The sequence below is a fragment of the Pseudonocardia sp. N23 genome, assembly GCF_002583555.1.
Classification (GTDB): Bacteria; Actinomycetota; Actinomycetes; order Mycobacteriales; family Pseudonocardiaceae; genus Pseudonocardia.
Genome location: NZ_BEGX01000028.1, coordinates 136,539 through 159,153, shown reverse-complemented (window position 1 = coordinate 159,153; position 22,615 = coordinate 136,539). Strand labels below are relative to the sequence as shown.

The window sequence follows — 22,615 nt, the reverse complement described above, 5'->3', positions numbered from 1 at the left end:
GCGGGCCCCTCGGGGCGCGGGTCAGGCGGCGGTCACGGGCGCCGGCGCGGCGTCGCTGAACTGCGTGCGGTGCAGGTCGGCGTAGCGGCCGCCCGCGGCGAGCAGGGCGTCGTGGGTTCCCGTCTCGACGATCCGGCCGTCCTCCACGACGAGGATCCGGTCGGCCGAACGGACCGTCGACAGGCGGTGCGCGATCACGATCGCCGTCCGCTCGTCGAGGGCCTCGCCGAGCGCCTCCTGCACCTGCGCCTCGGACGTGGAGTCCAGGTGTGCGGTCGCCTCGTCGAGCACCACGACCCGCGGGCGGGCCAGCAGCAGGCGCGCGATCGTGAGCCGCTGCCGTTCGCCGCCCGAGAGCCGGTACCCGCGCTCGCCGACGACGGTGTCCAGCCCGTCCGGCAGGCCCGCCACCAGACCCTCGAGCCGGGCCCGGCGCAGCGCCTCCCAGAGCTGTGCGTCGTCCGCTCCGGGCGCGGCGAACAGCAGGTTCGCCCGGATCGTGTCGTGGAACAGGTGCCCGTCCTGGGTCACGACGCCGACCGTCGCGCGCACCGACTCCGAGCTCAGCTCCCGCACGTCGATGCCCGCGAGCCGGACCGCGCCGGAGTCCACGTCGTAGAGCCGCGGCAGCAGCGACCCGATCGTCGACTTGCCCGCACCCGACGAGCCCACCACCGCCACCAACTGGCCCGGCTCGGCGCGGAACGAGACGTCGTGGAGCACCTCGACACCGCCGCGGGTGTCCAGCGTCGCCACGTCCTCCAGCGACGCCAGCGACACCTGCGACGCCGCCGGGTAGCCGAACCGCACGTGGTCGAACTCGACCGACACAAGGCCCGCCGGCACCGGGCGGGCGTCGGGGGCGTCGACGATCAGCGGCGGCAGGTCCAGCACCTCGAACACCCGCTCGAAGCTCACCAGCGCGGTCATCACCTCGACGCGGGCACCGGCCAGCGCGGTCAGCGGGGCGTAGAGGCGGGTCAGCAGCAGCGCCAGCGACACGACCGCCCCCGCCTCCAGCGTGCCCGCGATCGCCAGCGTCCCGCCCACGCCGTAGACCAGCGCCAACGCCAGCGCGGACACGACGGTCAGCGCCGTCACGAACACCCAGTGCACCATCGCCGTCCGCACCCCGATGTCGCGCACCCGGCTCGCGCGGGCCGCGAAGTCGGCGGACTCGTCGGCGGGGCGGCCGAACAGCTTCACCAGCGTCGCTCCCGGTGCCGAGAACCGCTCGGTCATCTGCGCGGTCATGGCGGCGTTGTGGTCGGCGCCCTCACGCTGCAGAGCGGCCAGCCGCCTGCCCATCAGCCGCGCCGGCAGTACGAACACCGGCAGCAGCACCAGCGCCAGCACCGTCACCTGCCAGGAGATCTGCAGCATGACGACGAGCGTCAGCGCCAGCGTCACCACGTTCCCGACGACGCCCGACAGCGTGTCGCTGAACGCCCGCTGCGCGCCCAGTACGTCGTTGTCCAGGCGGCTGACCAGCGCGCCCGTGCGGGTGCGGGTGAAGAACGCCACCGGCATCCGTTGCACGTGGTCGAACACCGTGGTCCGCAGCTGCAGGATGAGGTCCTCGCCGATCGACGACGACAGCTTGCGCGTGACCAGCCCGAGCCCCGCCTCGGCCAGGGCGATCACCGCGATCAGCGCCGCCAGCCCGCCGACGACGCCCGCCGGATCGCGACCCACGATGGCGTCGACGACCCGCCCGGCCAGCACCGGCGTCGCCACGGCCAGCATCGCGCCGACGACGCTCAGCGCCACGAACCATCCCAGCCGTCGACGATGGGGCAGCGCGAACGCGGCGATCCGCCGGGCCGTGACGCACGCCGGGGCGTGCCGGGTGCCGGGATCGGTCGAGGCGGTCCGCAGGGCGTTCCACGTGCTGATGTCCATGGGCGCCGACCGTAGGAGCTGTACCTGACTTCAGGTCAAGAAGTGGGGCCGCGCCGCGCCCGGCGGTGCGGGGGGATTCTGCAGGAACGGCACTGTGCTGCAACCGGACTGCGGGAAGGGCCGTTCCTGCAGTTCGGCCCGGCACGGGACAGGCCACTCACGCGGGATTGGCTCTGGCAGGGCAGGCCACCGAGGCGCACGATCGGAGGGTGCAACGCCCGGACCTGCGACCCCTGCCCGTCACGCGATCCCCGATCCGCAGGCTCCCGCAGCTCTTCCTCGGCCTCGCGCTCTACGGCACCAGCATGGCGATGCAGGTCAAGGCGGCCCTCGGCCTGAACCCGTGGGACGTCCTGCACCAGGGCCTGACCACCAAGTTCCCGCTGAGCTTCGGCACGATCACGGCCATCACCGGCGTCATCGTGCTGCTGATCTGGGTCCCGCTGCGGCAGCGGCCGGGCGTCGGCACGGTGGCCAACGTCGTCGTCATCGCCTTCGCCGTCGACGCCGCATTGGCCCTGCTCCCGCACCCGACCGGCCTGGCCTGGCGGATCGCGATGATGGTCGGCGGCGTCGTCCTCAACGGCATCGCGTCCGCGCTCTACATCGGTGCCCGCCTCGGCCCCGGGCCCCGCGACGGCCTGATGACGGGCATCTCGGCCCGCACGGGCTGGTCGATCCGGCTGGTGCGCACCGGGATCGAGATCGTCGTACTCGGGACGGGCTGGTTGCTCGGCGGCACCGTCGGCATCGGGACGGTGCTCTACGCGCTGGCGATCGGCCCCCTCACCCAGGCGTTCCTGCCGTTCTCCACCTACCGCGAGCGCGCGGTGGAGACCGTCCCCGGCGCTCCCGACACGAACCCCGGGACCACACTGGCGGCGTGAGCACCTCAGGCCTCGCCAGGGCGATCGTCTCGGTCGCCGACCTCGACACCGCGCTGCGCTTCTACCGCGATGTCCTCGCGCTGCCGGTGGGCACCCGCACGACCGACGTCGTGTTCCTGCCCGTTCCCGGTGGCACCGAGCTGATGCTGCACGAGCGTCCGTCGCAGCCCAGCGCGGCCGGGGTGGCGTTGAGCTTCGCGGTCGACGACGTCGACGCCACCACCGACGCCGCCGTGTCCGCGGGCTGCGGGGTGCTCGACGCCCCCGCCGACCAGCCCTGGGGCGAGCGGCAGGCCGTCCTCACCGACCCGGACGGCCACGTCGTCTGCCTGGTCACCCGCCGCTGACGCCTGCGCGAGCGGGTCAGCCGACGGCCTGCTGCGAGCCCAGTGCCTCGTCGGGCAGCTCGCGCTCGGCCAGCGGCGTGGGCCTCGGGCGGCGGGGCTCGCGGACGCCGGAGCCGCCGCCACGCTCGGTCCAGAGCTTCACCGCGGTGCCGACCGGCACCTTGGCGCCGTGGTCGGGGTTCTGCCCGGACACGACGAGCTGCCCCAGCTCGAGGACGGCGGGCGGCGGGCCGTCGGGGTCGGCGGAGACGGCGAGCAGGCCGTGGTCGTCGAGCATGTGGTGGGCCTCCTCGACGGTCTTGCCGACGACGTGCGGCACCCGCACGAACCGTTGCCGGCGCGCGGCCCGGGCTGCCCGGTCGAGGAACTCGCTGCGGCCGGCGGGCTCGGGTGCGGGCGCAGGGGTGGGCTCGGAGGTGTCCAGGTCACGCCAGCGTTCCCAGGCCGACTGTCTGCTGACGCCCAGCTTCGTCGCGATCTCGGCCCACGACAGTCCCCGCCGCCGGGCGCTGCGCACGGCCTCGAGCTCGGTCTCGTCGAGCAGCCGGCGGACGAGCCCGACGTCGGCGAGGGCGGTGAGCGGGTCGCGCTCCGGATCGTCGCGGACGGGTCTGCCGTCGGGGTACCAGAACGCGAGCCGCTCCCACGCGCGTCGGCCGTCGCGCCACGGCCCCTTCTCCTTGCTCATGTCGCCTCCCGAATGCGTCAAGTCATCCTGACGCCCGTCGTCAGGCTACCCTGACGCCGCCGATCCGAGGGCCCACATGCAGGAACGGCACTTCGGGGCGCGGTCAGGACGCCTTGCGGGCCCGGGCCTCGGCGCGCCGGACGTACCAGACCTTCCAGGCCATCAACAGGCCGATCGTCACGAACGGCATCGCCTCGCCGAGCCCGACCATGACGCCGACCGGCAGCAGGTGGACGAGCGGGATGCGGATCAGGGCCTCGGCGAGCAGGGCCGCTCCCCAGACCGTGGAGCTGACGCGGGGGTCACGGTGTTCTCCCGGTCGAGCAGGGGGCGGTCATCTCAGTTCTCCTCGCCGGTCAGGGCAGCGTCGTCGATCCACGAGCCGTGGAACCCGGCGGGCACGCCGCGGGGCAGGGTGACGGTGGCGACGGGCGCGGCGGTGACGTCGGTCGCGTCGAGGACCAGCAGGTTCGAGGCTGCCCCGTCGCGGGTCGTGGTGATGGTGAGCAGCCAGCCGTCGTCCTCGGCGCGGTCCGCGGCGGCGGAGGGGACGAAGACGGCTTCGCCGGCCACGGACCCGGTGCCGAGGGAGTGCTCGGTGACGGTGCCGGCGGCGATGTCGATCTTCACGATCGCGGCGCGGCCGCGCTCCTGGCTGACGGCGTAGCGGTAGCGGGCGTCGCGGCCGACGAGGGCGTCGTCGACGGTGGGGAACTCGACGGCGCGGTCGTCGAGGGGGGTCTCGGTGGCCCGGCCGGTGGCGGGGTCGAGGACCCAGCGGTGGTAGCGGGCGGCGCCGGTGGCGGCGGCGTCGGCGGCCAGCCCCGAGGGGTCGGTGCCGAGGTCGTCCCACATGGCGACGGTGTCGGCCGGGGAGTAGCGCGCCCCGTCGACGACGACCTTCCCGGAGGCGTCGGTGTGCGCGTTGCCGACGTGGAAGACGTAGCCGGGCTCGACGTCGTACCAGGTCACGACGCCGGGGGTGGCGAGTGGCATCACGCCGATGCGGGCGCCGTAGGACTCGTCGAAGCCGTAGGGCATGCCGGTGGCGAGCCGCTCGAAGGAGAAGGTCATGGGCAGGTCGAGGAAGACGGCGTGCCGGTCGGTGATGGCGAAGTCGTGCATCATCGTCGGGCCCGGGACCTCGATCTCGGCGCTGGTGACGAGCTCCCCGGCGGCCGAGACCCGGTGGTAGGTGACGAGCGGCGGCATGACGCCGTAGCCGAAGAAGTGCAGGTCACCGGTGATGGGGTCGGTCTTGGGGTGGGCGGTCATCGCGGTGGTGAGGCGGCCGTCGAAGTCGCAGGGGCCGACGGTGTCGAGGTCGGGGGTGACGACGGTCGGGAAGCTGCTCTCGACGAGCGCCATGATGCGGCCGGCGTGTTCGACCACGTGGGTGTTGGCGACGCCGACGCTGCGGTCGAACGTGCCGTCCGCACCGATCATCGGGATGCCCTGCAGGGCCTTGGTTCGGACCCAGCGGTTGCGGTACCACTCGGCGCGGCCCCGGTCGAGCCGGATGCCGTGGAGCATGCCGTGGCCGGTGAACCAGTGCCGGGTGCTCTCGCCGGGGCGCGGGTTGGGGCCGTTGCGGAAGTAGCGGCCGGTGAGCCCGGGCGGCAGGGTGCCCTCGACGGGCAGGTCGTGCGCCTCGATCTCGTCCGCGACGGGGGCCAGGTAGCCCTCGAGGGTGACGCCGGCTGCGGTGGTGGTGTCGGTCATCGTGTCCTCCTCGGTGGCCCTGTGTCGACGGGCCGGGTACTGGGAAGACACTGATCTGTCAGAAATGACATGTCAAGGGTCGAGCTGAAAGTTTCGACATGTCATTTTTGACATGTATGGTTGCGGCATGTCGTTGACGCACGCGCTGCTCGGACTCCTCGCCGTCGAGCCGCGGTCCGGCTACGAGCTGACCAAGGCGTTCGAGACCGACCTCGGCCGCTACGCCTGGCAGGCCGGGCACACGAGCATCTACCCCGAGCTGGGCAAGCTCGCGGAGCGCGGGCTCGTCGAGGTCACCGCCGAAGGCGCACGCGGCAGCAAGACCTACACCGTCACCGATGCCGGACGCACCGAGCTGCGCACCTGGCTGATGTCCCCGCCCACGCGACAGGGCAAGGTCCGCAACGAGCAGGTCCTGCGCATGTTCATGCTGTCGGCGCTCGACCCGGCCGACGCGGTCGTCGTCCTGGAGCGCATCGCCGTGTCGACCGGCGAGCAGGCCGAGGTGCTACGCGCCATCCGCGAGCAGGCGGGCCCGGTCGAGCCGGGTCCGGAGGGGTTCGGCCAGCTCGCCGCCGAGTACGGGCTGCGGCAGTTCGAGGCCGTCCACACCTGGGCCCTGTGGGCGATGGAGCAGCTCCGGGAACCCGTGGCCCGGAGCTGACCGCCGGCTGGGCTCAGGCGGTCCGGCCGCCGGCGGCCGCGGCGTCCGCTACCGCGATCTCGTCGGCGGTGGCCACGGCGGGCGCGGCCTCGGACCGGGCAGGTGCCTGCCCGTCCTCCAGGTCGGGCAGCCCCCACGGCCGCACGACCACCACCAGCACCAGCAGGGCGACGAACATCCCGCCGGCGACGACCGTCGTCATCGCGAGCGCGTCGTTGCCCAGGGCGCCGACCAGCGGCGACACCGCGGCCCCGACCCCGAACTGCACCGCACCCAGCAGGGCCGCTGCGGTACCCGCGGCCTCGCCGTGCTTCGACAACGCGACCGCGGGCGCGTTGGGCAGCATGACGCCCGCCGCGGCCAGCACCGCCCACATCGGGACCAGGATGCCGACGAGCCCGCCGACTCCCGTCGCGCCGACGGCGATCAGGACGACACCCGCCACCGAACCGGCGACGGCCGCACCGCTGAGGATCTGGCGCGGGTCCCAGCGGCGCAGCAGGACCGGGTTGAACTGCGTACCCGCGATCAGCCAGATCGCGCCGGCCCCGAACACCAGCCCGAACATCTGCTGGCCGAGCCCGAACTGCTCCTGGTAGACGAACGACGCACCCGACACGTAGCCGAACAGGGCGGCCATCGTGAAGCCGGCGACGAGCACCAGGCCGACGAACACCCGGTCGCGCAGCAGGCCGCCGTAGGTCCGGAAGGTCTCGCCGATCCGGGCACTGCGCCTGCGCTCGACCGGCAGCGTCTCCGGCAGCACCTTCCAGGCCAGCGGCAGCAGCAGTGCGGCATAGACGGCGAGCACGACGAACACGCCACGCCAGTCGGTGAAGTGCAGGATGCCGCCGCCGATGGTCGGCGCGAGCACGGGTGCCGCGCCCATCACGAGCATCAGCCGCGACAGCAGGTTCGCCGCGTCGCGGCCGACGTAGAGGTCGCGCACGATCGCCAGCGCGACGACGGCGCCGGCTGCGGTGCCGATGCCCTGCAGGACCCGGAGCACGCCGAGGATCTCGATGTTCGGTGCGATCAGCACGAGCAGCGATGCGACGAGGTGCAGCAGCGCGCCGGCGAAGAGCGGACGGCGGCGGCCGATCGCGTCGGACAGCGGTCCGATGAACAGCTGGCCGAGGGCGAGGCCGGCGAGAGTGCCGGTGAGGGTGAGCTGGACGAGGCTGTCGGACGCGTTCAGCTCGGAGCTGATCTGCGGCAGGGCCGGCAGGTACATGTCGATGGTGAGCGGGCCCAGGGCGACGAAGGCGCCGAGCAGCAGCGCGAGGCGCAACCGTCCCGGAACGGCGGTTCGGGAGGTGTCGGTCACGGAAAGGTGCAACACCCCGGAACGGGTGAAGGTTCCCGGATGCCCGGGATGTGACCGGCTGCACTCGGGTCCCCGGGGGGTCCGGCCCTCGGGAGAAACTTCTCGTGAGGACCGGCATCATCTGACCCGAGAGCCGCACCCCGACACCCTGGAGTGGACGACAGCATGACGAGCAGGCCGCACCCGACGACCCTCGCCGCCCGCGCCGGCACCCACATCGCGCCGGGGGCCGCGCTGCCGCTGACGCCCGCGCTCGTCCAGTCGACCGTCCACACCTACCCGGACCTCGCCGCGCTGCACCGCGTTCTCGACGACGAGGAGCAGGGCCAGGTCTACTACCGTTTCGGCCACTACAACGGCCAGGTGCTCGAGCGGGCAGTCGCCGACCTCGAGGGTGCCGCCGACGCGGTGTCCACGGCGTCGGGCATGGCCGCGATCACCGGGATCGTCTTCGGCCTCCTGGAGTCCGGCGACCACGTCGTCGCCGACCGCAACGCCTACGGCGGCACCCGGACCCTGCTCGACCTGGAGCTGCCGCGGCTCGGCATCGAGACGACCCTCGTCGACGCCGCCGACGCCGGCGAGGTCCGCCGCGCGATCACCCCGCGGACGAAGCTGCTGCTCGTCGAGGCCCTGACCAACCCCACGATGCGGGTGCCCGACCTGCCCGCGCTCGTCGAGATCGGCGAGCAGGCCGGCGTCACGGTCGTCGTCGACTCGACGTTCGCCACCCCGGCGCTGTTCCGGCCGATCGAGCACGGCGCCGGCCTGGTGTGGCACAGCATCCCGAAGTACCTCGGCGGGCACTCCGCCGCGATGGGCGGCATCGTCGCGGGCGACGCCGAGCTGATCGGTCGCATCCGGGCGTCGGTCGTGCACTACGGCGGCACCCTCGGACCGTTCGACGCCTGGATGGCGCTGATCGGGCTGAAGACCCTGCCGCTGCGGATGGCCGCGCACACCCGCGGCGGGCTGGCCGTCGCCGAGTTCCTGGCGTCGCACCCGGCGGTCACGCACGTGCACCACCCGTCGCTGCCCGGCCACCCGCACGCCGAGGTGGCCGCCCGGATGCTGCCAGACGGCGTCGGCGGCATGCTGTCGTTCGAGCTGGCCGCCGGTCGCGCGGGTGTCGACGACCTCATCCGCGGCCTCGGCTCGGCGATCCCGCTCTCCCCGAGCCTCGCCGACGTCGCCACCACCCTGGTCCACCCGGCGACGACCACGCACCGGTCCCTGACGCCCGAGGCCCTCGCCGAGCTGGGGATCACCCACGGCCTGGTCCGGCTCTCGGTCGGCATCGAGGAGCCCGCCGACCTGATCGCCGAGCTGGAGGCCGCACTTCCCCCGCGTCGATCCCTAGGGTGACGGGCATGGTCGACGAGATCCGGACGTCCGACGGTCTGCGGCTCGCGGTGCGGGAGCACGGCGACGCCTCCATGCCGACGGTCGTCGCCGTGCACGGCTACCCCGACGACCAGCACGTGTGGGACGACGTCGTCGCCGACCTCGCCGTCGACCACCACGTCGTCACCTACGACGTGCGGGGCGCGGGGGAGTCGGAGGCGCCGCGGCGCCGCGACGCCTACCGGGTCGACCGGCTGGCCGCCGACCTCGCCGCCGTGATCGACGCCGTGAGCCCCGACCGGCCCGTGCACCTGCTCGCACACGACTGGGGCTCCGTGCAGTCGTGGCACCTCGTGACGGACCCGGACTTCCGCGACCGGCTCGCGTCGTACACGTCGATCTCGGGGCCGTGCCTGGACCACATCGGCCGCTGGTTCCGCACCGCGTCGGCCCGCGACCGGCGCCGGCAGGCCCGGAAGTCCTGGTACATCTCGTTCTTCCGGCTCCCGGTCGTGCCCGTCCTGGCGTGGCGCAGCGGGATCTTCGGTGCGGTGCTGGCCGGTCGCGAGAAGATCGCGCGTCCGACGACCAGGACCGCGGTCAACGGGCTGGAGCTCTACCGCGCCAACATCGGGGACCGGGTGCGCTCGCCGCAGCGCCGCGTCACGCAGGTGCCGACGCAGGTGCTCGCCCCCCGCGACGACGCCTACGTCGGCCCGTCGCTGGCACGGTCGGCCGAGACCTTCGCCGACCGGCTGTGGGTGCGGGAGGTCGCCGGGCCGCACTGGCTGCCGCGGACCCGGCCCGACGTCGTCGCCCGTGCGGTGCGCGACATCGAGGCGCACGTCGACGGTGGCGGCCCGGAGCCGGCCCGGGCGCGGAAGGTCGTCGTCGTGACCGGGGCGGGCAGCGGGATCGGCCGGGAGACGGCGAAGGCGTTCGCGGCGCGCGGGGCGTTCGTCGTCGGTGCGGACGTCGACCTCGCCGCCGCGTCCGACACAGCCGCGTCCACGAACGGCGCCGCGTACGAGCTGGACGTGGCCGACGCAGGCGCGATGGAGAAGTTCGCCGCCGATGTCGCGCGCGAGCACGGGGTGCCCGACGTCGTCGTCAACAACGCCGGGATCGGGATGGCCGGACCCTTCACCGCGACGACCGAGCAGGAGTGGCGGCGGATCGTCGACGTCAACCTGTGGGGCGTCGTGCACGGCTGCAAGGCGTTCGTGCCGATGATGCAGGAGCGCGGGGAGGGCGGGTCGATCGTCAACGTGGCGTCGGCGGCGGCGTTCCTGCCGCACCGCTCGATGAGCGCCTACGCGACGACCAAGGCCGCCGTGCTGGCGCTGTCGCAGAGCCTGCGCGCCGAGCTCGCCGGCGACGGCATCGGCGTCACCGCGCTGTGCCCGGGCTTCGTGCACACCAACATCACCGCGACGTCCCGGTTCGCCGGGCAGGACCCGGAGACGGAGCGACGCAGCCGGGAGGCGGCGACCGAGGCCTACCGGCGTCGCAACTACACCCCGGACCGGGTGGCGGCGAAGCTGGTGCGTGCCGTCGAGAAGGACCTGGCGCTGGCGCCCGTCACCGCGGAGGCCCATGTGGGGCTGCTGGTGTCGCGTCTCGCGCCCGGTCTCCTGCGTGCCATCGCCCGTCGCGGCGGCGCCGACTAATGTCGGTGACCATGCTGGTCGAGCGCATGACGCCCTTCACCTCGACGATCTTCGCCGAGATCACCCAGCTCGCCGTCGACACCGGCGCGATCAACCTCGGCCAGGGCTTCCCCGACACCGACGGTCCCGCGAGCCTGCTGTCCGACACCTGCACCAACATCATGGGTGGGCTCAACCAGTACCCGCCCGGCCCGGGAGTCCCCACGCTGCGCACGGCCGTCGCGTCCCACCAGGAGCGGTTCTACGGCCTCGACGTCGACCCCGCCGACGTGCTCGTCACCGTGGGTGCGACCGAGGCGATCGCGTCGGCGGTCCTGTCGCTGTGCTCGACGGGCGACGAGGTGATCGCCTTCGAGCCGTTCTACGACTCCTACCCGGCGATGGTCGCGCTCTCCGGCGCGACGTTCCGGCCCGTCCCGCTGCGCGCCCCGGACTTCGTCTTCGACCCCGACGAGCTGCGCGCCGCGTTCTCCTCGCGCACCCGGATGATCCTGCTCAACTCCCCGCACAACCCGACGGGCGCGGTGTTCGACCGGGAGCAGCTGCAGCTGATCGCCGACCTCGCCGCCGAGCACGACGCGATCGTCGTCTCCGACGAGGTCTACGAGCACATGACCTTCGACGTGCCGCACATCCCGATCGCGACCCTGCCCGGGATGGCCGAGCGGACCCTGACGATCTCGTCGGCCGGTAAGACGTTCTCGGTGACGGGCTGGAAGATCGGCTGGATCCACGGCCCGTCGGAGCTGGTCGCGGCCACCCGCGCGGTCAAGCAGTTCCTCACCTACACCGCGGGCGCCCCGCAGCAGCCGGCCGTCGCCGCCGCGCTCGCGCTGCCCGACAGCTTCTACGACGAGATCGCGACGTCGCTGCGCGGCAAACGCGAGCTGCTGTCCGCGGGCCTGAAGGCGGCCGGGTTCACCGTCCACCAGCCGCGCGGGACGTACTTCATCGTCGTCGACGGGCGCCCCCTCGGCTTCGAGGACGGCTACAAGCTGGCCTACGACCTGCCGTCGCTCTGCGGCGTCGCGGCCGTCCCCGTGTCGGTGTTCGCGTCGTCGCCCGAGGGGGTCGAGGCGACGCGGCCGCTGGTGCGGTTCGCGTTCTGCAAGCGCGACGAGGTGCTCACCGAGGCCGTCGGACGGCTGGCCGGCCTGCGGGGCTGAGGTGCGGATCCTGGTCGTCGCGGCGCCGCTGGTCGGGCACCTGCTGCCGATGCTCCCGGCGGCGCACGCGTTGGCCGAGCTGGGCCACGAGGTCGTGATCGCCTCGGGTGGCGACGCCGTCGGCCGCGACCTCGGTGGCCTGCCCGCCGTCGACGTCGCCCAGGACGTGTCGCTGCGTCGCTGCGCGGCCCGGACGATGCTCGCCCACCCCGGCCTCGCCCGCCGCGAGCTGGCCGGGACAGCGGGGACCGACGTGGTCGGGCTGCTGTTCGGTGCCGTCAACGAGGGGCTCGCCGACCCGGTCGTGGCCGTCGCGCGCGCGTTCGCGCCCGAGGTCGTCGTGCACGAGCCGCTCGCCCCCGCCGGGGCGCTGGCCGCCGCCCGGCTCGGCGTGCCCGCGGTGCTGCAGGAGAACTCGCTCTTCGACGGGCCGTCGCTGGTCGCGGCGGTCGTCCGCAGCCCGCTGTTCCGCCGGGCGCTGCGCCGCCACGGCCTGCTCGACGAGCTGCCCCCGCCCGCCGACATCCTCACGATCGCGCCGCCGAGCGTCGTCGGCGTCAGGGGCGGGCGGCCGATGCGCGCGGTCCCCGACGACGGCGCCGGCCTGCCCGACTGGCTCACCGAACCCACCGCCCGGCCGCGGATCCTGGTCAGCCGCTCCACCGTCGCCGGACCGGGCGGGGGTGACCCGATGGTGGCCGTCGTCGCCGCGGCACCCGACGTCGACGCCGAGATCGTGCTCGTCCGCCCCACCGACCGGCTGACCCGGAAGGCGTTGCCGCCCAACGTCCGCACCGTCGGCTGGGTGCCGCTCTCGGCCGCCCTCCCACACGCCGCGGCGGTGGTGCACCACGGCGGGGCGGGCACCGTCCTCACCGCGCTCGCCACGGGGACGCCGCAGCTGCTCGTCCCCGGCCCCGGCGACCGCCGGTTCAACGCCGATCTCGTCGTCCGCCGCGGTGCGGGCCTCTCGGTCGCGGCACGGTCGATCACCGCCGCGACGCTGACCAGGCTGGTCACCGACGGGAGTCTGCACGAGGCCGCGCGGGAGGTCCGCACCGAGATCGCGGCGATGCCCGACCCGGCATCGGTGCTCGACCAGGCACGCTGGGCACCATGACGGCAGCGGACGGGATCGTTCCCGACGGCAAGGACTGGACCCGGGTGCTCGACCGGCCCGGGCCCGCCCGCCGCAGCAACGGCAGCGTCGTCACCGTCGCCACCGTCGCCAGGTACTTCCTGCACGACGTCGAGCACCACCTGCACGACCTCCGCCCGCCCCGCTGAGAGCCACGACCGGGCCGCAACCCACTGCTGTCCGACGCCGGGACGGCGACCGCGAGGGTGCGCCCGGGTTTCGTGCGCCCGCCGCCAAGCCCCGCGACGCCGGACGGGGTAGGACAGGGACATGGCGACGACCGAGACCTTCCGTGCCTACGGCTTCAGTGCCGTCGGCGGCCCGGAGAACCAGCTGTTCCTCGACCTGCCGATCCCTACGCCCGGGCCGGCGGAGCTGCTCGTCGAGGTCCGTGCCGCGGGGATCAACCCCGCCGACTGGAAGTCGCGGCGCGGTGGACCCGGCCCGGTACCGACGGAGTTCCCCGCCGTCCTGGGACGCGAGGTGTCGGGGATCGTGCGCGGGGTCGGGCAGGACGTCGAGGGCTTCGCGGTCGGCGACGAGGTGTTCGGCTCCACCGCACCCGGCGCCGGCGGGTACGGCGAGTACAGCCTGTTGTGGGCCGAGTCGTCGGCCCCGAAGCCGACGCACGTGTCGTGGACCGATGCCGCTGCGCTGCCCGTCGCCGTCTGCACCGCCTACGACGGCGTCGTCTCCCTGGGCCTGCCGGAGGGGGCGACGCTGCTGGTCAACGGCATCGGCGGCGGCGTCGGGGTGGCCGCGGCCCAGCTCGCCCGCAACGGCGGGGTCGCCGTCGTCGGCACGGCGAGCGAGGGCAAGCGCGAGCTCGTCGAGTCATTGGGGGCGACGCTCGTCGGCTACGGCCCGGGGGTGGCCGACCGCGTCCGCGAGCTGCTGCCCGACGGCGTCGACGCGGTGTTCGACATGGTCGGTGGCGACGCCCTGCGCGAGATCGCAGAACTGGTGAAGGACCGGGCGAACCTGATCAGCATCGCCGACAAGTCCCTGGTCAAGGAGCTGGGCGGCCGGGACGTCGAACGCCGCCGCACGACGGCCGTCTACTCCGAGGTCGCGGCGCTCGTCGCCGACGGCTCGCTCTCGCCGCACGTCGTCGACGTCCGCCCCCTGGACGAGGCCCCGCAGGCCCTGGCCGCGGTCGAGTCCGGGCACGCGATGGGCAAGGTCGTCCTGCAGATGTGACGCTGAGCTCGCCGCGGACCGGTCTCCGCGCCCTCGGGACCGCACCGGTGTTGCGCCCGGTGGGGCTGGGTCGGTCCGATGCTGCACGGCGGGACGCGGCGGCGTGGTAGCAATGCCGGGTCGTCGTCGCGTCCGCGCGGAAGGTGTGTGCAGTGGTCGAGTTGAAGACGCCGTCGGAGATCGACGCGATCGCCGCGGCGGGCGCGGTCGTCGCCGACGTGCTGGCCGCAGTCCGCGCGCAGGCCGTCCCCGGTGTGCGGGTGTCCGACCTCGACGCCGCCGCAAGCGAGCTGGTCGCCGGCGCCGGGGCGCGGCCGACCTTCCTGAACTACCACCCGCGCTTCGCCCCGACGCCGTACCCGGCCGTGACGTGCATCAGCGTCAACGACGCCGTCGTGCACGGCGTGCCGGGCCCGCAGGTGCTGGCCGACGGCGACCTCGTCAGCATCGACCTCGCGGTGCATCTCGACGACTGGTGCGCCGACTCGGCGATCAGCTTCGTCGTGGGCGCCGCCGACCCGGGGGACCTCGCCCTGATCGACACCGCGGAGCGGTCGCTGCTGGCGGGGATCGACGCGGCCCTTGCCGGGAACCGCCTCGGGGACGTCGGGCACGCCATCCAGGCCGTGGCCCGCGCGGCTCGCTACGGGATGCTCGCCGACCACGGCGGGCACGGCGTCGGCCGGCAGATGCACGAGGCCCCGCACGTCCCCAACGAGGGCAAGCGCGGCCGCGGGATGCGCCTGGAACCCGGGCTGGTGTTCGCGATCGAGCCGATGCTCATCGCCGGTGGGACCGACCGCTACCGCCACGACGAGGACGGCTGGACGCTGCGCACCGCCGACGGCAGCCGCGCCGCGCACGTCGAGCACACGATCGCGGTGACCGAGTCGGGCCCGCGGGTGCTCACGTCGAAGGGCTGAGTTGACAGGGCCAAGACGATCGGTCATATTGGAGACGTGCCACAGGTCAGTGTGAGGTCGCGGATCGTCGAGAACGCCACAGGCGTGTTCCTCGAGAAGGGCTTCCAGGGCGCGAGCATCCAGGACCTGGTGGACGCCGCGCACGTGCCCAAGGGGTCGTTCTACAACCACTTCTCCGGCAAGGAGGAGCTGGCGGTCGAGATCACCCGGCGCTACGTGGCCGACAGCGGCCTCGACGAGCTCTACGTGCGCAGCGGCCCGCCGCTGCAGCGGCTGCGGGAGCATCTGCAGTCCGTGGCTGAACGCCGTACCCGCGAGTACGGCCCGCACGGCTGCCTGCTGGGGAACTTCAGCACCGGCGTTCCCGCGACGAACGCGCAGCTGCGGGCGCAGGTGGCTGCGGGGCTCGACCAGTGGACGGCCGCGGTCGCGGCGGCGCTCGCCGAGGCCCGGCAGGTGGGGGACCTGCGTCCCGGGCCGGACCCGCAGGTGCTCGCCCGCTACGTGCTCGACGGGTTCGAGGGTGCGATCGCGCGGGTGAAGACCTCGGGGGAGCCGGCGGTGCTGGGGGAGTGGTTCGACGTCACGTTCGGTGTCCTGCTCGGGTGAGCGCCCCGGGCACGGGCTCCGTGTGTCGAAGTCAAGATGACCGGTCATATTTAGTTCTCCGACGACGTTCACGTACTACGAGAGCTCGCACACGATGAGGAGTCGTTCCATGGAGATCACGGGAGCAGTCGCACTGGTGACCGGTGCCAACCGGGGCATCGGCAGGTCGTTCGTCGCCGAGCTGTTGGCCCGCGGCGCGAGCAAGGTCTACGCCGGGGCCCGCGACGAGTCGAGCGTCGAGGTGACCGACCCGCGAATCGTGCCCGTGCGGCTCGACGTCACCGACCCCGGCAGGATCGCGGCTGTCGCCGCCGAGCTGAGGGACGTCACGCTGCTGGTCAACAACGCCGGTGTCGCCGGGTTCAGCACGCCGCTCACAGCGCCGCTCGACCAGGCCCGCCGCGAGATCGAGACCAACTACCTGGGCGTCGTCGGGCTGACGCAGGCCTTCGCGCCGGTGCTCGCCGTCAACGGCGGCGGCGCCGTCGTCACGATGCTCTCGGTCGTCTCCTGGGTGGCACCGCCCGCGCTGTCGACCTACGCCGGCTCGAAGGCGGCCGTCTGGGCCTGGACGAACGCGGCCCGCATCGAGCTGCGGCAGCAGAAGACCGAGGTCGTCGGCGTGCACGTCGGCTTCGTCGACACCGACCTCACGATCGGCGTCGACAGCCCGAAGGTCGAGGCTGCGACCGTTGCCACCGCTGCCCTCGACGGGCTGGAGGCGGGTGCGGCAGAGGTCTCCGTCGACGACTTCAGCCGGCAGGTGAAGTCCGCGCTGTCCGACGACCAGCGCTTGCTCTACCCCGAGCTCGAGCGCCAGTTCCTCGCCGCGCAGCCCTGACGGCGGCCCGTCGAACCCGCCGCCGAGTGTCGACGCCAGCCTGCTCCCGAGCATGATCGAAGCAGGCTGAGGTCGAACTCGGCGGAGCGTCAGGACACGTGCAGCAGGGGGCAGTCCAGCCAGTTCTCCGGGATCGCGAAGGCGTCGACGAGCAGCCGGGCGTGCGGGCGCAGGCTCGCGCAGAGGTCGTTGACCCCTGCCGTGACGGCGCGCGACTCGGCGACGGTGAGCCGCCCGTGTTCCAGGAACCACGCCCGGTCGGCCTCGATGACCGACAGCGCGTGCAGGTCGCGGACCTGGGCGAGCAGGTCGCGGGCCGGGGCGTCGGAGACCTGTTCCACCGCGGTGGCGATCGCGTCGTACACCGTGGCCTCGACGTGCGCTCGGGAGGCGTGCAGGAGGTGGTCCTGCGCGTCGTTGAAGATGCCGAACTGATCATTTCCGGGACGGAGGGCCGGTCGCAGCCTGCGCGCGAGGCTCGCCAGCAGGTGCTCGGCGCGGTCGTGCAGCAGCGCCCGCTGCGTGGCGGCGTCGCGCGGGTCGATCTTCGTCAGCCGGTGCGGCAGCTTGTTCAGCCCGGTCTTCTCCGCGACCGCCTCCGCCGCGACCCCTGCAGCGAACCGGGCCGTCCCGACCGGGCCCAGTGACCCGACGCGGTGGCCGTAATCCGACAGCAGGCCCTTGGCCAGCAGCTGGAGCAGGACGGTGTTGTCGCCCTCGAACGTCGTGAAGACGTCGGAGTCGGCCTTGAGCTGCGGCAACAGGTTCTCGGCGAGGTATCCGGCGCCACCGCAGGCCTCGCGGCAGGCCTGGATCGTCGCGGTCGCGTGCCAGGTCGCGACGGCCTTGAGGCCAGCCGCCCGGTACTCCAGGTCGCGCTGGGCCTTCTCATCGGTGACGACGGCGCCCGGCGCCTGGATGCGGTGCATCTCCGCGACGAGGTCCTCCTGCGCGAAGTGCAGGGCGTAGGTCGTGGAGAGGGCGGGGAGCAGCTTGCGCTGGTGGGCGCGGTAGTCCAGGAGCGCGACCTCCTCGCCCGTCGTCGGGTCGGAGAACTGGCGACGTTGCGCGCCGTAGCGGATCGCGAGCGCGAGCGCCTTCTGCGCGGCGCTGCCCGCCCCGCCCGCGACGCTGATCCGGCCGCGGACGAGCGTGCCGAGCATGGTGAAGAAGCGGCGGTTCTCGTTCTCGATCGAGCTGGAGTAGGTGCCGTCCTCGGCGACGTCGGCGAACCGGTTGAGCAGCGCCTCGCGCGGGACGCGGACGTGGTCGAACACCAGGCGCCCGTTGTCGACGCCGTTGAGCCCGGCCTTCTCGCCGCAGTCCGAGATGGTGACGCCCGGCATGGAGGTGCCGGCGTCGTCACGGATGGGCATGAGGAAGGCGTGCACGCCATGGGTTTCCCCGGCGGTCACCAACTGGGCGAAGACCACCGCCATCCGGCCGTCGCGCGCGGCGTTGCCGATGTAGTCCTTGCGCGCCCCCGGCTCCGGGGTGTCGATCACGAACTCGTGGGTGTCCGGGTCGTAGGTCGCGGTCGTGCGCAGGTGCTGGACGTCGGAGCCGTGCCCGGTCTCGGTCATCGCGAAGCAGCCCAGCAGCTCGCCGTCCATGATCCGGCGCAGGTACTCGTCGTGATGACGTGAAGTGCCCAGCACCTGCACCGCACCACCGAACAGACCCCACTGCACCCCGGCCTTGACCAGCAGCGAGAGGTCGCCGTAGCCGAGCGCCTGGAAGCTGACGACGGTCCCGCCGATGTCGCCCTCGCCGCCGTACTCGGGCGCGAACCCGGCGTGCGGGCGCTTGGTGGCGGCCAGCTCGTGCATCAGCTCCAGCACGCGGGCGCGGTAGTCCTCGGTCGAGAGCCCGGGCTCGACGGGCCGGAAGCGGCCCATCTGCTCACGGACCTCCGCGCGGACGTCGGCCCAGCGGCCGTCGAGCAGGGTGCGCAGGGCGGTCAGGCGGGGATCGACGGGTGCGGTCACGGGGTCACCTCCGGGGTGCGCAGGCCGGCGAGCCCGGTCCACGCGAGATCGGTCAGCCGGGCAGTGAGCTCGGCGCGGGTCGTTCCGTCGGGGCGGGCGAGCCAGTCGTCGGCGGCGCCGCGGACCAGGCCGACGATGCCGTGGCCCCAGGAGCGGGCGGCTCTCTCGTCGTGCACCGCCGCGTCGATCACGAGGGCGACGTGGTCGCCGATGACCGTCGTCAGATCCGTCACAGGGTCCGTCGTACCGGTGTCGAGCAGGGGGCGGTGTACCACGAACCGGTACACCTCGCGGTCGTTCTCGATCAGCCACAGGTAGGCGTCGATGCCGGCGGCGACCATGGCGTGCGGGCTGCCGGTCTCCTCGCGGGCCGTGTCGACGGCGGCGCGGATGCGCGTCACCAGCGTCGCGGCGACGGCCTCGCACACCGCGACGTAGAGGCCCGTCCGGTCCTGGAAGTGCCGGTACACCACGGTTTTCGACGTTCCGGCCGCTGCGGCGACGTCGTCCATGCCGACGCCCGCGCCGTGTGTCCGGACCGCCTCGATGGCGGCCGCGACGAGCTCGGCCCGCCGCTGTTCGCGGTGGGTGTCCCAGCGGCTGTCGCGGCGGTCGCGGACTGACTTCACGGGACCGACAGTACCGTGTACTTTGAGTATCAGCTACCGACGGGTACGCCGGGGCACCCCAGCATCAGAGGAGAACCACATGCCTGCCAGGCGCGCCGCCGTCATCGGCGGCAACCGCATCCCGTTCGCCCGCGCCCACAAGCGCTACGCACGGGCCTCCAACCTCGACATGCTCACCGCGACCCTCGACGGGCTCGTCGCCCGCTTCGGCCTGTCCGGTGAACGGCTCGGCGAGGTCGTCGCCGGGGCCGTCCTCAAGCACTCTCGCGACTTCAACCTCACCCGCGAGGCCGTCCTCGGCAGCCGGCTCGCGCCGTCGACGCCCGCCTACGACATCGCGCAGGCCTGCGGCACCGGCCTACAGGCCACGATGGCTGTCGCGAACAAGATCGCGCTCGGGCAGATCGAGTCCGGCGTCGCGGGCGGCGTCGACACCGCCTCCGACGCGCCGATCGCCGTCAACGAGGACCTGCGCAAGGTGCTCGTCGCGCTCAACTCGGCGCGCACCCTCGGCGACCGCGTCAAGCTCGTCGGCAAGCTGCGGCCGGGGCAGATCGTGCCCGAGATCCCGCGCAACGCCGAGCCGCGCACCGGGCTCTCGATGGGCGAGCACGCCGCGATCACCGCCAAGGAGTGGGGTGTCTCGCGCGAGGCCCAGGACGAGCTCGCCGCCGCCTCGCACCGCAACCTCGCCGCCGCCTACGAGCGCGGCTTCTTCGACGACCTGGTCACCCCGTACCTGGGCCTGACCCGCGACGACAACCTCCGGCCCGACTCGTCGGTCGAGGCCTTGGCGAAGCTCAAGGCGGTCTTCGGTAAGGGCGAGGACGCCACGATGACCGCCGGCAACTCGACGCCGCTCACCGACGGCGCCGCGCTCGTCCTGCTCGGGTCCGACGAGTGGGCCGCCGCGCACCGGCTCCCGGTCCTGGCCCACGTCGTCGACGCCGAGACCGCCGCCGTCGACTACGTCCACGGCCGCGACGGGCTGCTCACCGCACCGGTGTTCGCCGTCCCGCGGCTGCTGGAGCGCACCGGTCTCACGTTGCAGGACTTCGACTTCTACGAGATTCACGAGGCCTTCGCCTCCACCGTGCTGGCGACGACCAAGGCATGGGAGGACCCCGCGTTCGCCAAGGAGCGCCTGGGTCTCGACGCCCCGCTCGGCGCGATCGACCGGTCCCGTCTCAACGTCACCGGCTCCTCGCTCGCCGCGGGGCACCCGTTCGCCGCGACCGGCGGCCGGATCGTCGCGACGCTGGCGAAGCTGTTGCACGAGAAGGGCCCCGGCAGCCGCGGCCTCATCTCGATCTGCGCCGCGGGCGGCCAGGGCGTCGTCGCGATCCTGGAAGGTGCCTGATGCCCACGGACACCCTGCGGAACTGGTCCAACACGGGTCTCGCCCGGCGCCTGGGTGCCCCGCGCATCCCGGTCCTGCGCCGCTACGAGCCCGGCCAGCCGCTGCTCGACGGCCCGGCGCTCGTCGCGGCGGTCGGCGCCGGGCGGTTCGTCACGCCGATCACGGCGCTGATCGAGGAGGAAGGCGCGCCGGTCGTCACGGAGCCGGGCGAGGACAAGCTCGCGGCCGTCGTCGTCGACCTCACGGAGATCACGACGCTCGCGGACCTCGCCGCGGCCCAGCGCATCCTGACCCCCGCTGTACGCAAGCTCGCCCCGTCCGGCCGGCTCCTGCTCCTGGGCCCCGTGAGTGGCGATAGTCGCCACAGCGACTATCGCCACTCACAGGGCGCCGAAGGCGCTGCCGTGGCACAGGCCCTCGACGGGCTCGTGCGGTCGATCGGCAAGGAGCTGCGGGCGGGGGCGACGGCGAACCTGTTGATCGTCGACCCGGACGCCGCGCCCGCGACCGTCGACTCCAGCGTGCGGTTCTTCCTGTCCGCGCGCTCGGCCTACGTGGACGGGCAGGTCGTGCACCTCGGCGTCCCGGCGGGCGAACCCGTCGACCCCGCGGGTATGGACGACCCGATCGACCCGGTGCGCCCCTTGGCCGGGCGGATCGCCGTCGTCACCGGGGCCGCGCGCGGGATCGGCGCCGCCATCGCCGACACCCTGGCCCGCGACGGCGCGACGATCGTCGCCGTCGACGTCCCGGCCGCCGGTGAAGGCCTTGCGGCCGTGGCCAACCGCACCGGCGGCACGGCGCTGCAGCTCGACATCACGGCGCCGGACGCCGCGTCCCGGCTGACCGGCTTCCTGCAGGAGCGGCACGGCCGGGTGGACCTCGTCGTCCACAACGCCGGGATCACCCGCGACAAGCTGCTGGCCAACATGGACGACGAGCGCTGGAACTCGGTGCTCGGCGTGAACCTGGGCGCCCAGCTCACGATCAACGAGGCCCTGCTCGCCGCGCCCGACCTGCTCGGCCCCGACGCCCGCATCGTCTGCGTCTCGTCGCAGAGCGGGATCGCGGGCAACCGCGGCCAGACCAACTACGCGGCGTCCAAGGCCGGGATCATCGGCATGGTCCGGGCCCTCGCGCCCCGGTTCGCCGAGCACGGCGCGACGATCAACGCCGTGGCGCCTGGGTTCATCGAGACCGAGATGACCGCCAAGATGCCCGTCGGGACGCGCGAGGCGGGCCGCCGGGTCAACAGCCTGCGCCAGGGCGGGCTGCCCGTCGACGTCGCCGAGACGATCGGCTGGCTGGGCCAGGCCTCGTCGGGCGCGGTGAACGGGCAGGTCGTGCGGGTGTGCGGCCAGTCGATCCTGGGGGCCTGATGTCGCTCGCGCCGTTGTACGCCAAGGCTGCCGTCGGGGCGGTGCTGCCCGGCCGCGGCACCACGCTGCCCGCCGACGAGGTCGTGCGCGACGACGTCCTCGTCGACCGCGGGCACGTCGCCGACTACGCCCGGGTCTGCGGGTTCGCCCTGTCGGACACGCTGCCGCTGACCTACCCGCACGTGCTCGGGTTCGCGTTGCAGGTCGAGCTCATGGCCCGCCGGACGTTCCCGTTGCCGCTGCCCGGACTCGTCCACGTGCGCAACAGGATCGTCGCCACCCGGGCGGTCGACGCCGGTGAGCTGCTGCGGATCGCGGTGCACGCCGAGAGGTTCGTCCCACACCCGAAGGGGGCGCAGGTCGACCTGGTCACCGACGTGGCGGTCGAGGGTGCGCCCGTCTGGTCCGGTCGGAGCACCTACCTCGCCCGAGGTGCGACGGCCCCTGCCGGTGCGATCGCGGCCGCGGCCGAGGAGCTGCCCGACGTGTCCGGCGAACCGGCCGCCGCGCAGTGGCTCGTCCCCGCCGACACCGGCCGCCGCTACGCCGCCGTCAGCGGCGACGTCAACCCGATCCACCTGCACCCGTTGAGCGCCAAGGCCTTCGGTTTCCCGACGGCGATCGCCCACGGCATGTGGACGGCCGCGCGGGCGCTGGCATCGATGCAGGGCCGACTCGACGACGCGATGGCCTACGACGTCGAGTTCCGCAAGCCGCTGCGGCTGCCGTCGCGGGTCTCACTGCGCACCCGCCGAACCGCGGACGGCTGGGACCTGGGCGTCGCGGGCAAGGTCGAACACCTGCGGGCGACGGTGCGCACCGCCTGAGCCC

21 protein-coding genes are annotated in these 22,615 nt (G+C 73.3%); 15 read left to right on the top strand and 6 right to left on the bottom strand.

The window, feature by feature from the left end; genetic code table 11:
• Positions 1-21 precede the first annotated feature (21 nt).
• Complete coding sequence (locus TOK_RS08830) at positions 22-1,902, bottom strand: ABC transporter ATP-binding protein (RefSeq protein ID WP_098957310.1); 1,881 nt, start codon at positions 1,900-1,902, stop codon at positions 22-24.
• Between the two features lie 209 nt (positions 1,903-2,111).
• Between TOK_RS08830 and TOK_RS08825 the strand changes: the two genes are divergently transcribed.
• Together TOK_RS08825 and TOK_RS08820 are read left to right on the top strand one after the other, a co-directional pair.
• On the top strand, positions 2,112-2,789 hold the full coding sequence (locus TOK_RS08825; protein WP_098957309.1) for a YitT family protein: 678 nt from the start codon (positions 2,112-2,114) through the stop codon (positions 2,787-2,789).
• Positions 2,786-3,136, top strand: a complete 351-nt coding sequence (locus TOK_RS08820) for a VOC family protein (RefSeq protein WP_098957308.1) — start codon at positions 2,786-2,788, stop codon at positions 3,134-3,136. Before TOK_RS08825 ends, TOK_RS08820 begins: the two co-directional genes overlap by 4 nt.
• A gap of 16 nt (positions 3,137-3,152) precedes the next feature.
• Here the strand turns inward: TOK_RS08820 and TOK_RS08815 are convergent, their stop codons facing one another.
• A complete protein-coding gene (locus TOK_RS08815) occupies positions 3,153-3,824 on the bottom strand; it encodes a PASTA domain-containing protein (protein ID WP_098957307.1) in 672 nt (223 codons plus the stop codon).
• Between the two features lie 339 nt (positions 3,825-4,163).
• Positions 4,164-5,546, bottom strand: a complete 1,383-nt coding sequence (locus TOK_RS08810) for a carotenoid oxygenase family protein (protein ID WP_098957306.1) — start codon at positions 5,544-5,546, stop codon at positions 4,164-4,166.
• A gap of 127 nt (positions 5,547-5,673) precedes the next feature.
• On the opposite strand from TOK_RS08810, the gene TOK_RS08805 reads away from it, so the two are divergent.
• A complete protein-coding gene (locus tag TOK_RS08805; protein ID WP_098957305.1) occupies positions 5,674-6,210 on the top strand; it encodes a PadR family transcriptional regulator in 537 nt (178 codons plus the stop codon).
• Between the two features lie 13 nt (positions 6,211-6,223).
• On the opposite strand, the gene TOK_RS08800 is transcribed toward TOK_RS08805, so the two are convergent.
• Positions 6,224-7,537 (bottom strand): multidrug effflux MFS transporter, encoded by a 1,314-nt coding sequence (locus tag TOK_RS08800; RefSeq protein ID WP_098957304.1) that lies wholly within the window; start codon positions 7,535-7,537, stop codon positions 6,224-6,226.
• A 165-nt stretch (positions 7,538-7,702) separates the two neighbouring features.
• Between TOK_RS08800 and TOK_RS08795 the strand changes: the two genes are divergently transcribed.
• The 9 genes from TOK_RS08795 to TOK_RS08760 all read left to right on the top strand — a co-directional run bounded on the left by TOK_RS08795 (position 7,703) and on the right by TOK_RS08760 (position 16,428).
• Entirely contained in the window at positions 7,703-8,902 is a 1,200-nt protein-coding gene (locus tag TOK_RS08795) for a PLP-dependent aspartate aminotransferase family protein (protein ID WP_098957376.1), read from the top strand.
• Positions 8,903-8,907: 5 nt separating this feature from the next.
• Entirely contained in the window at positions 8,908-10,551 is a 1,644-nt protein-coding gene (locus TOK_RS08790) for an SDR family oxidoreductase (RefSeq protein WP_098957375.1), read from the top strand.
• Positions 10,551-11,717, top strand: coding sequence for a pyridoxal phosphate-dependent aminotransferase (locus tag TOK_RS08785; protein WP_098957303.1), 1,167 nt, complete (start codon positions 10,551-10,553; stop codon positions 11,715-11,717). The genes TOK_RS08790 and TOK_RS08785 overlap by 1 nt, the downstream gene beginning before the upstream one ends.
• Position 11,718: 1 nt before the next feature.
• A complete protein-coding gene (locus TOK_RS08780) occupies positions 11,719-12,837 on the top strand; it encodes a glycosyltransferase (protein WP_098957302.1) in 1,119 nt (372 codons plus the stop codon).
• Positions 12,834-13,004 (top strand): hypothetical protein, encoded by a 171-nt coding sequence (locus tag TOK_RS33285; protein ID WP_216361906.1) that lies wholly within the window; start codon positions 12,834-12,836, stop codon positions 13,002-13,004. The genes TOK_RS08780 and TOK_RS33285 overlap by 4 nt, the downstream gene beginning before the upstream one ends.
• A 121-nt stretch (positions 13,005-13,125) precedes the next feature.
• Positions 13,126-14,055 carry an NADP-dependent oxidoreductase gene (locus TOK_RS08775; RefSeq protein WP_098957301.1) on the top strand — a complete coding sequence of 310 codons (930 nt, stop codon included), beginning with the start codon at positions 13,126-13,128 and terminating at the stop codon, positions 14,053-14,055.
• A 152-nt stretch (positions 14,056-14,207) separates the two neighbouring features.
• Complete coding sequence (gene map / locus TOK_RS08770) at positions 14,208-14,978, top strand: type I methionyl aminopeptidase (RefSeq protein WP_098957300.1); 771 nt, start codon at positions 14,208-14,210, stop codon at positions 14,976-14,978.
• A gap of 36 nt (positions 14,979-15,014) precedes the next feature.
• Positions 15,015-15,587, top strand: a complete 573-nt coding sequence (locus tag TOK_RS08765; protein ID WP_098957299.1) for a TetR/AcrR family transcriptional regulator — start codon at positions 15,015-15,017, stop codon at positions 15,585-15,587.
• Positions 15,588-15,696: 109 nt separating this feature from the next.
• A complete protein-coding gene (locus TOK_RS08760; RefSeq protein WP_098957298.1) occupies positions 15,697-16,428 on the top strand; it encodes an SDR family oxidoreductase in 732 nt (243 codons plus the stop codon).
• Positions 16,429-16,517: 89 nt separating this feature from the next.
• On the opposite strand, the gene TOK_RS08755 is transcribed toward TOK_RS08760, so the two are convergent.
• Entirely contained in the window at positions 16,518-18,416 is a 1,899-nt protein-coding gene (locus TOK_RS08755; protein WP_098957374.1) for an acyl-CoA dehydrogenase, read from the bottom strand.
• Positions 18,413-19,045, bottom strand: coding sequence for a TetR family transcriptional regulator (locus tag TOK_RS08750; RefSeq protein WP_098957297.1), 633 nt, complete (start codon positions 19,043-19,045; stop codon positions 18,413-18,415). The genes TOK_RS08755 and TOK_RS08750 overlap by 4 nt, the downstream gene beginning before the upstream one ends.
• 79 nt (positions 19,046-19,124) lie before the next feature.
• On the opposite strand from TOK_RS08750, the gene TOK_RS08745 reads away from it, so the two are divergent.
• From TOK_RS08745 to TOK_RS08735, 3 genes are read left to right on the top strand one after another with little or no spacing between them, the layout of a single operon-like run.
• Positions 19,125-20,405: an acetyl-CoA C-acetyltransferase gene (locus tag TOK_RS08745; RefSeq protein WP_098957296.1), complete on the top strand. Its 1,281-nt coding sequence runs from the start codon at positions 19,125-19,127 to the stop codon at positions 20,403-20,405.
• Positions 20,405-21,784: a 3-oxoacyl-ACP reductase gene (locus tag TOK_RS08740; RefSeq protein ID WP_098957295.1), complete on the top strand. Its 1,380-nt coding sequence runs from the start codon at positions 20,405-20,407 to the stop codon at positions 21,782-21,784. The genes TOK_RS08745 and TOK_RS08740 overlap by 1 nt, the downstream gene beginning before the upstream one ends.
• Positions 21,784-22,611: a MaoC/PaaZ C-terminal domain-containing protein gene (locus tag TOK_RS08735; protein ID WP_098957294.1), complete on the top strand. Its 828-nt coding sequence runs from the start codon at positions 21,784-21,786 to the stop codon at positions 22,609-22,611. The genes TOK_RS08740 and TOK_RS08735 overlap by 1 nt, the downstream gene beginning before the upstream one ends.
• Positions 22,612-22,615: the final 4 nt, after the last annotated feature.

Bases quoted from the DNA above. Each gene is read 5' to 3' on its own strand.
- TOK_RS08745 (WP_098957296.1), top strand. From the start codon at position 19,125: ATGCCTGCCAGGCGCGCCGCCGTCATCGGCGGCAACCGCATCCCGTTC.
- TOK_RS08735 (WP_098957294.1), top strand. From the start codon at position 21,784: ATGTCGCTCGCGCCGTTGTACGCCAAGGCTGCCGTCGGGGCGGTGCTG.
- TOK_RS08760 (WP_098957298.1), top strand. From the start codon at position 15,697: ATGGAGATCACGGGAGCAGTCGCACTGGTGACCGGTGCCAACCGGGGC.
- TOK_RS08775 (WP_098957301.1), top strand. From the start codon at position 13,126: ATGGCGACGACCGAGACCTTCCGTGCCTACGGCTTCAGTGCCGTCGGC.
- TOK_RS08795 (WP_098957376.1), top strand. From the start codon at position 7,703: ATGACGAGCAGGCCGCACCCGACGACCCTCGCCGCCCGCGCCGGCACC.
- TOK_RS08815 (WP_098957307.1), bottom strand. From the start codon at position 3,824: ATGAGCAAGGAGAAGGGGCCGTGGCGCGACGGCCGACGCGCGTGGGAG.
- TOK_RS33285 (WP_216361906.1), top strand. From the start codon at position 12,834: ATGACGGCAGCGGACGGGATCGTTCCCGACGGCAAGGACTGGACCCGG.
- TOK_RS08810 (WP_098957306.1), bottom strand. From the start codon at position 5,546: ATGACCGACACCACCACCGCAGCCGGCGTCACCCTCGAGGGCTACCTG.
- TOK_RS08790 (WP_098957375.1), top strand. From the start codon at position 8,908: ATGGTCGACGAGATCCGGACGTCCGACGGTCTGCGGCTCGCGGTGCGG.
- TOK_RS08805 (WP_098957305.1), top strand. From the start codon at position 5,674: ATGTCGTTGACGCACGCGCTGCTCGGACTCCTCGCCGTCGAGCCGCGG.
- TOK_RS08830 (WP_098957310.1), bottom strand. From the start codon at position 1,902: ATGGACATCAGCACGTGGAACGCCCTGCGGACCGCCTCGACCGATCCC.
- TOK_RS08740 (WP_098957295.1), top strand. From the start codon at position 20,405: ATGCCCACGGACACCCTGCGGAACTGGTCCAACACGGGTCTCGCCCGG.
- TOK_RS08785 (WP_098957303.1), top strand. From the start codon at position 10,551: ATGTCGGTGACCATGCTGGTCGAGCGCATGACGCCCTTCACCTCGACG.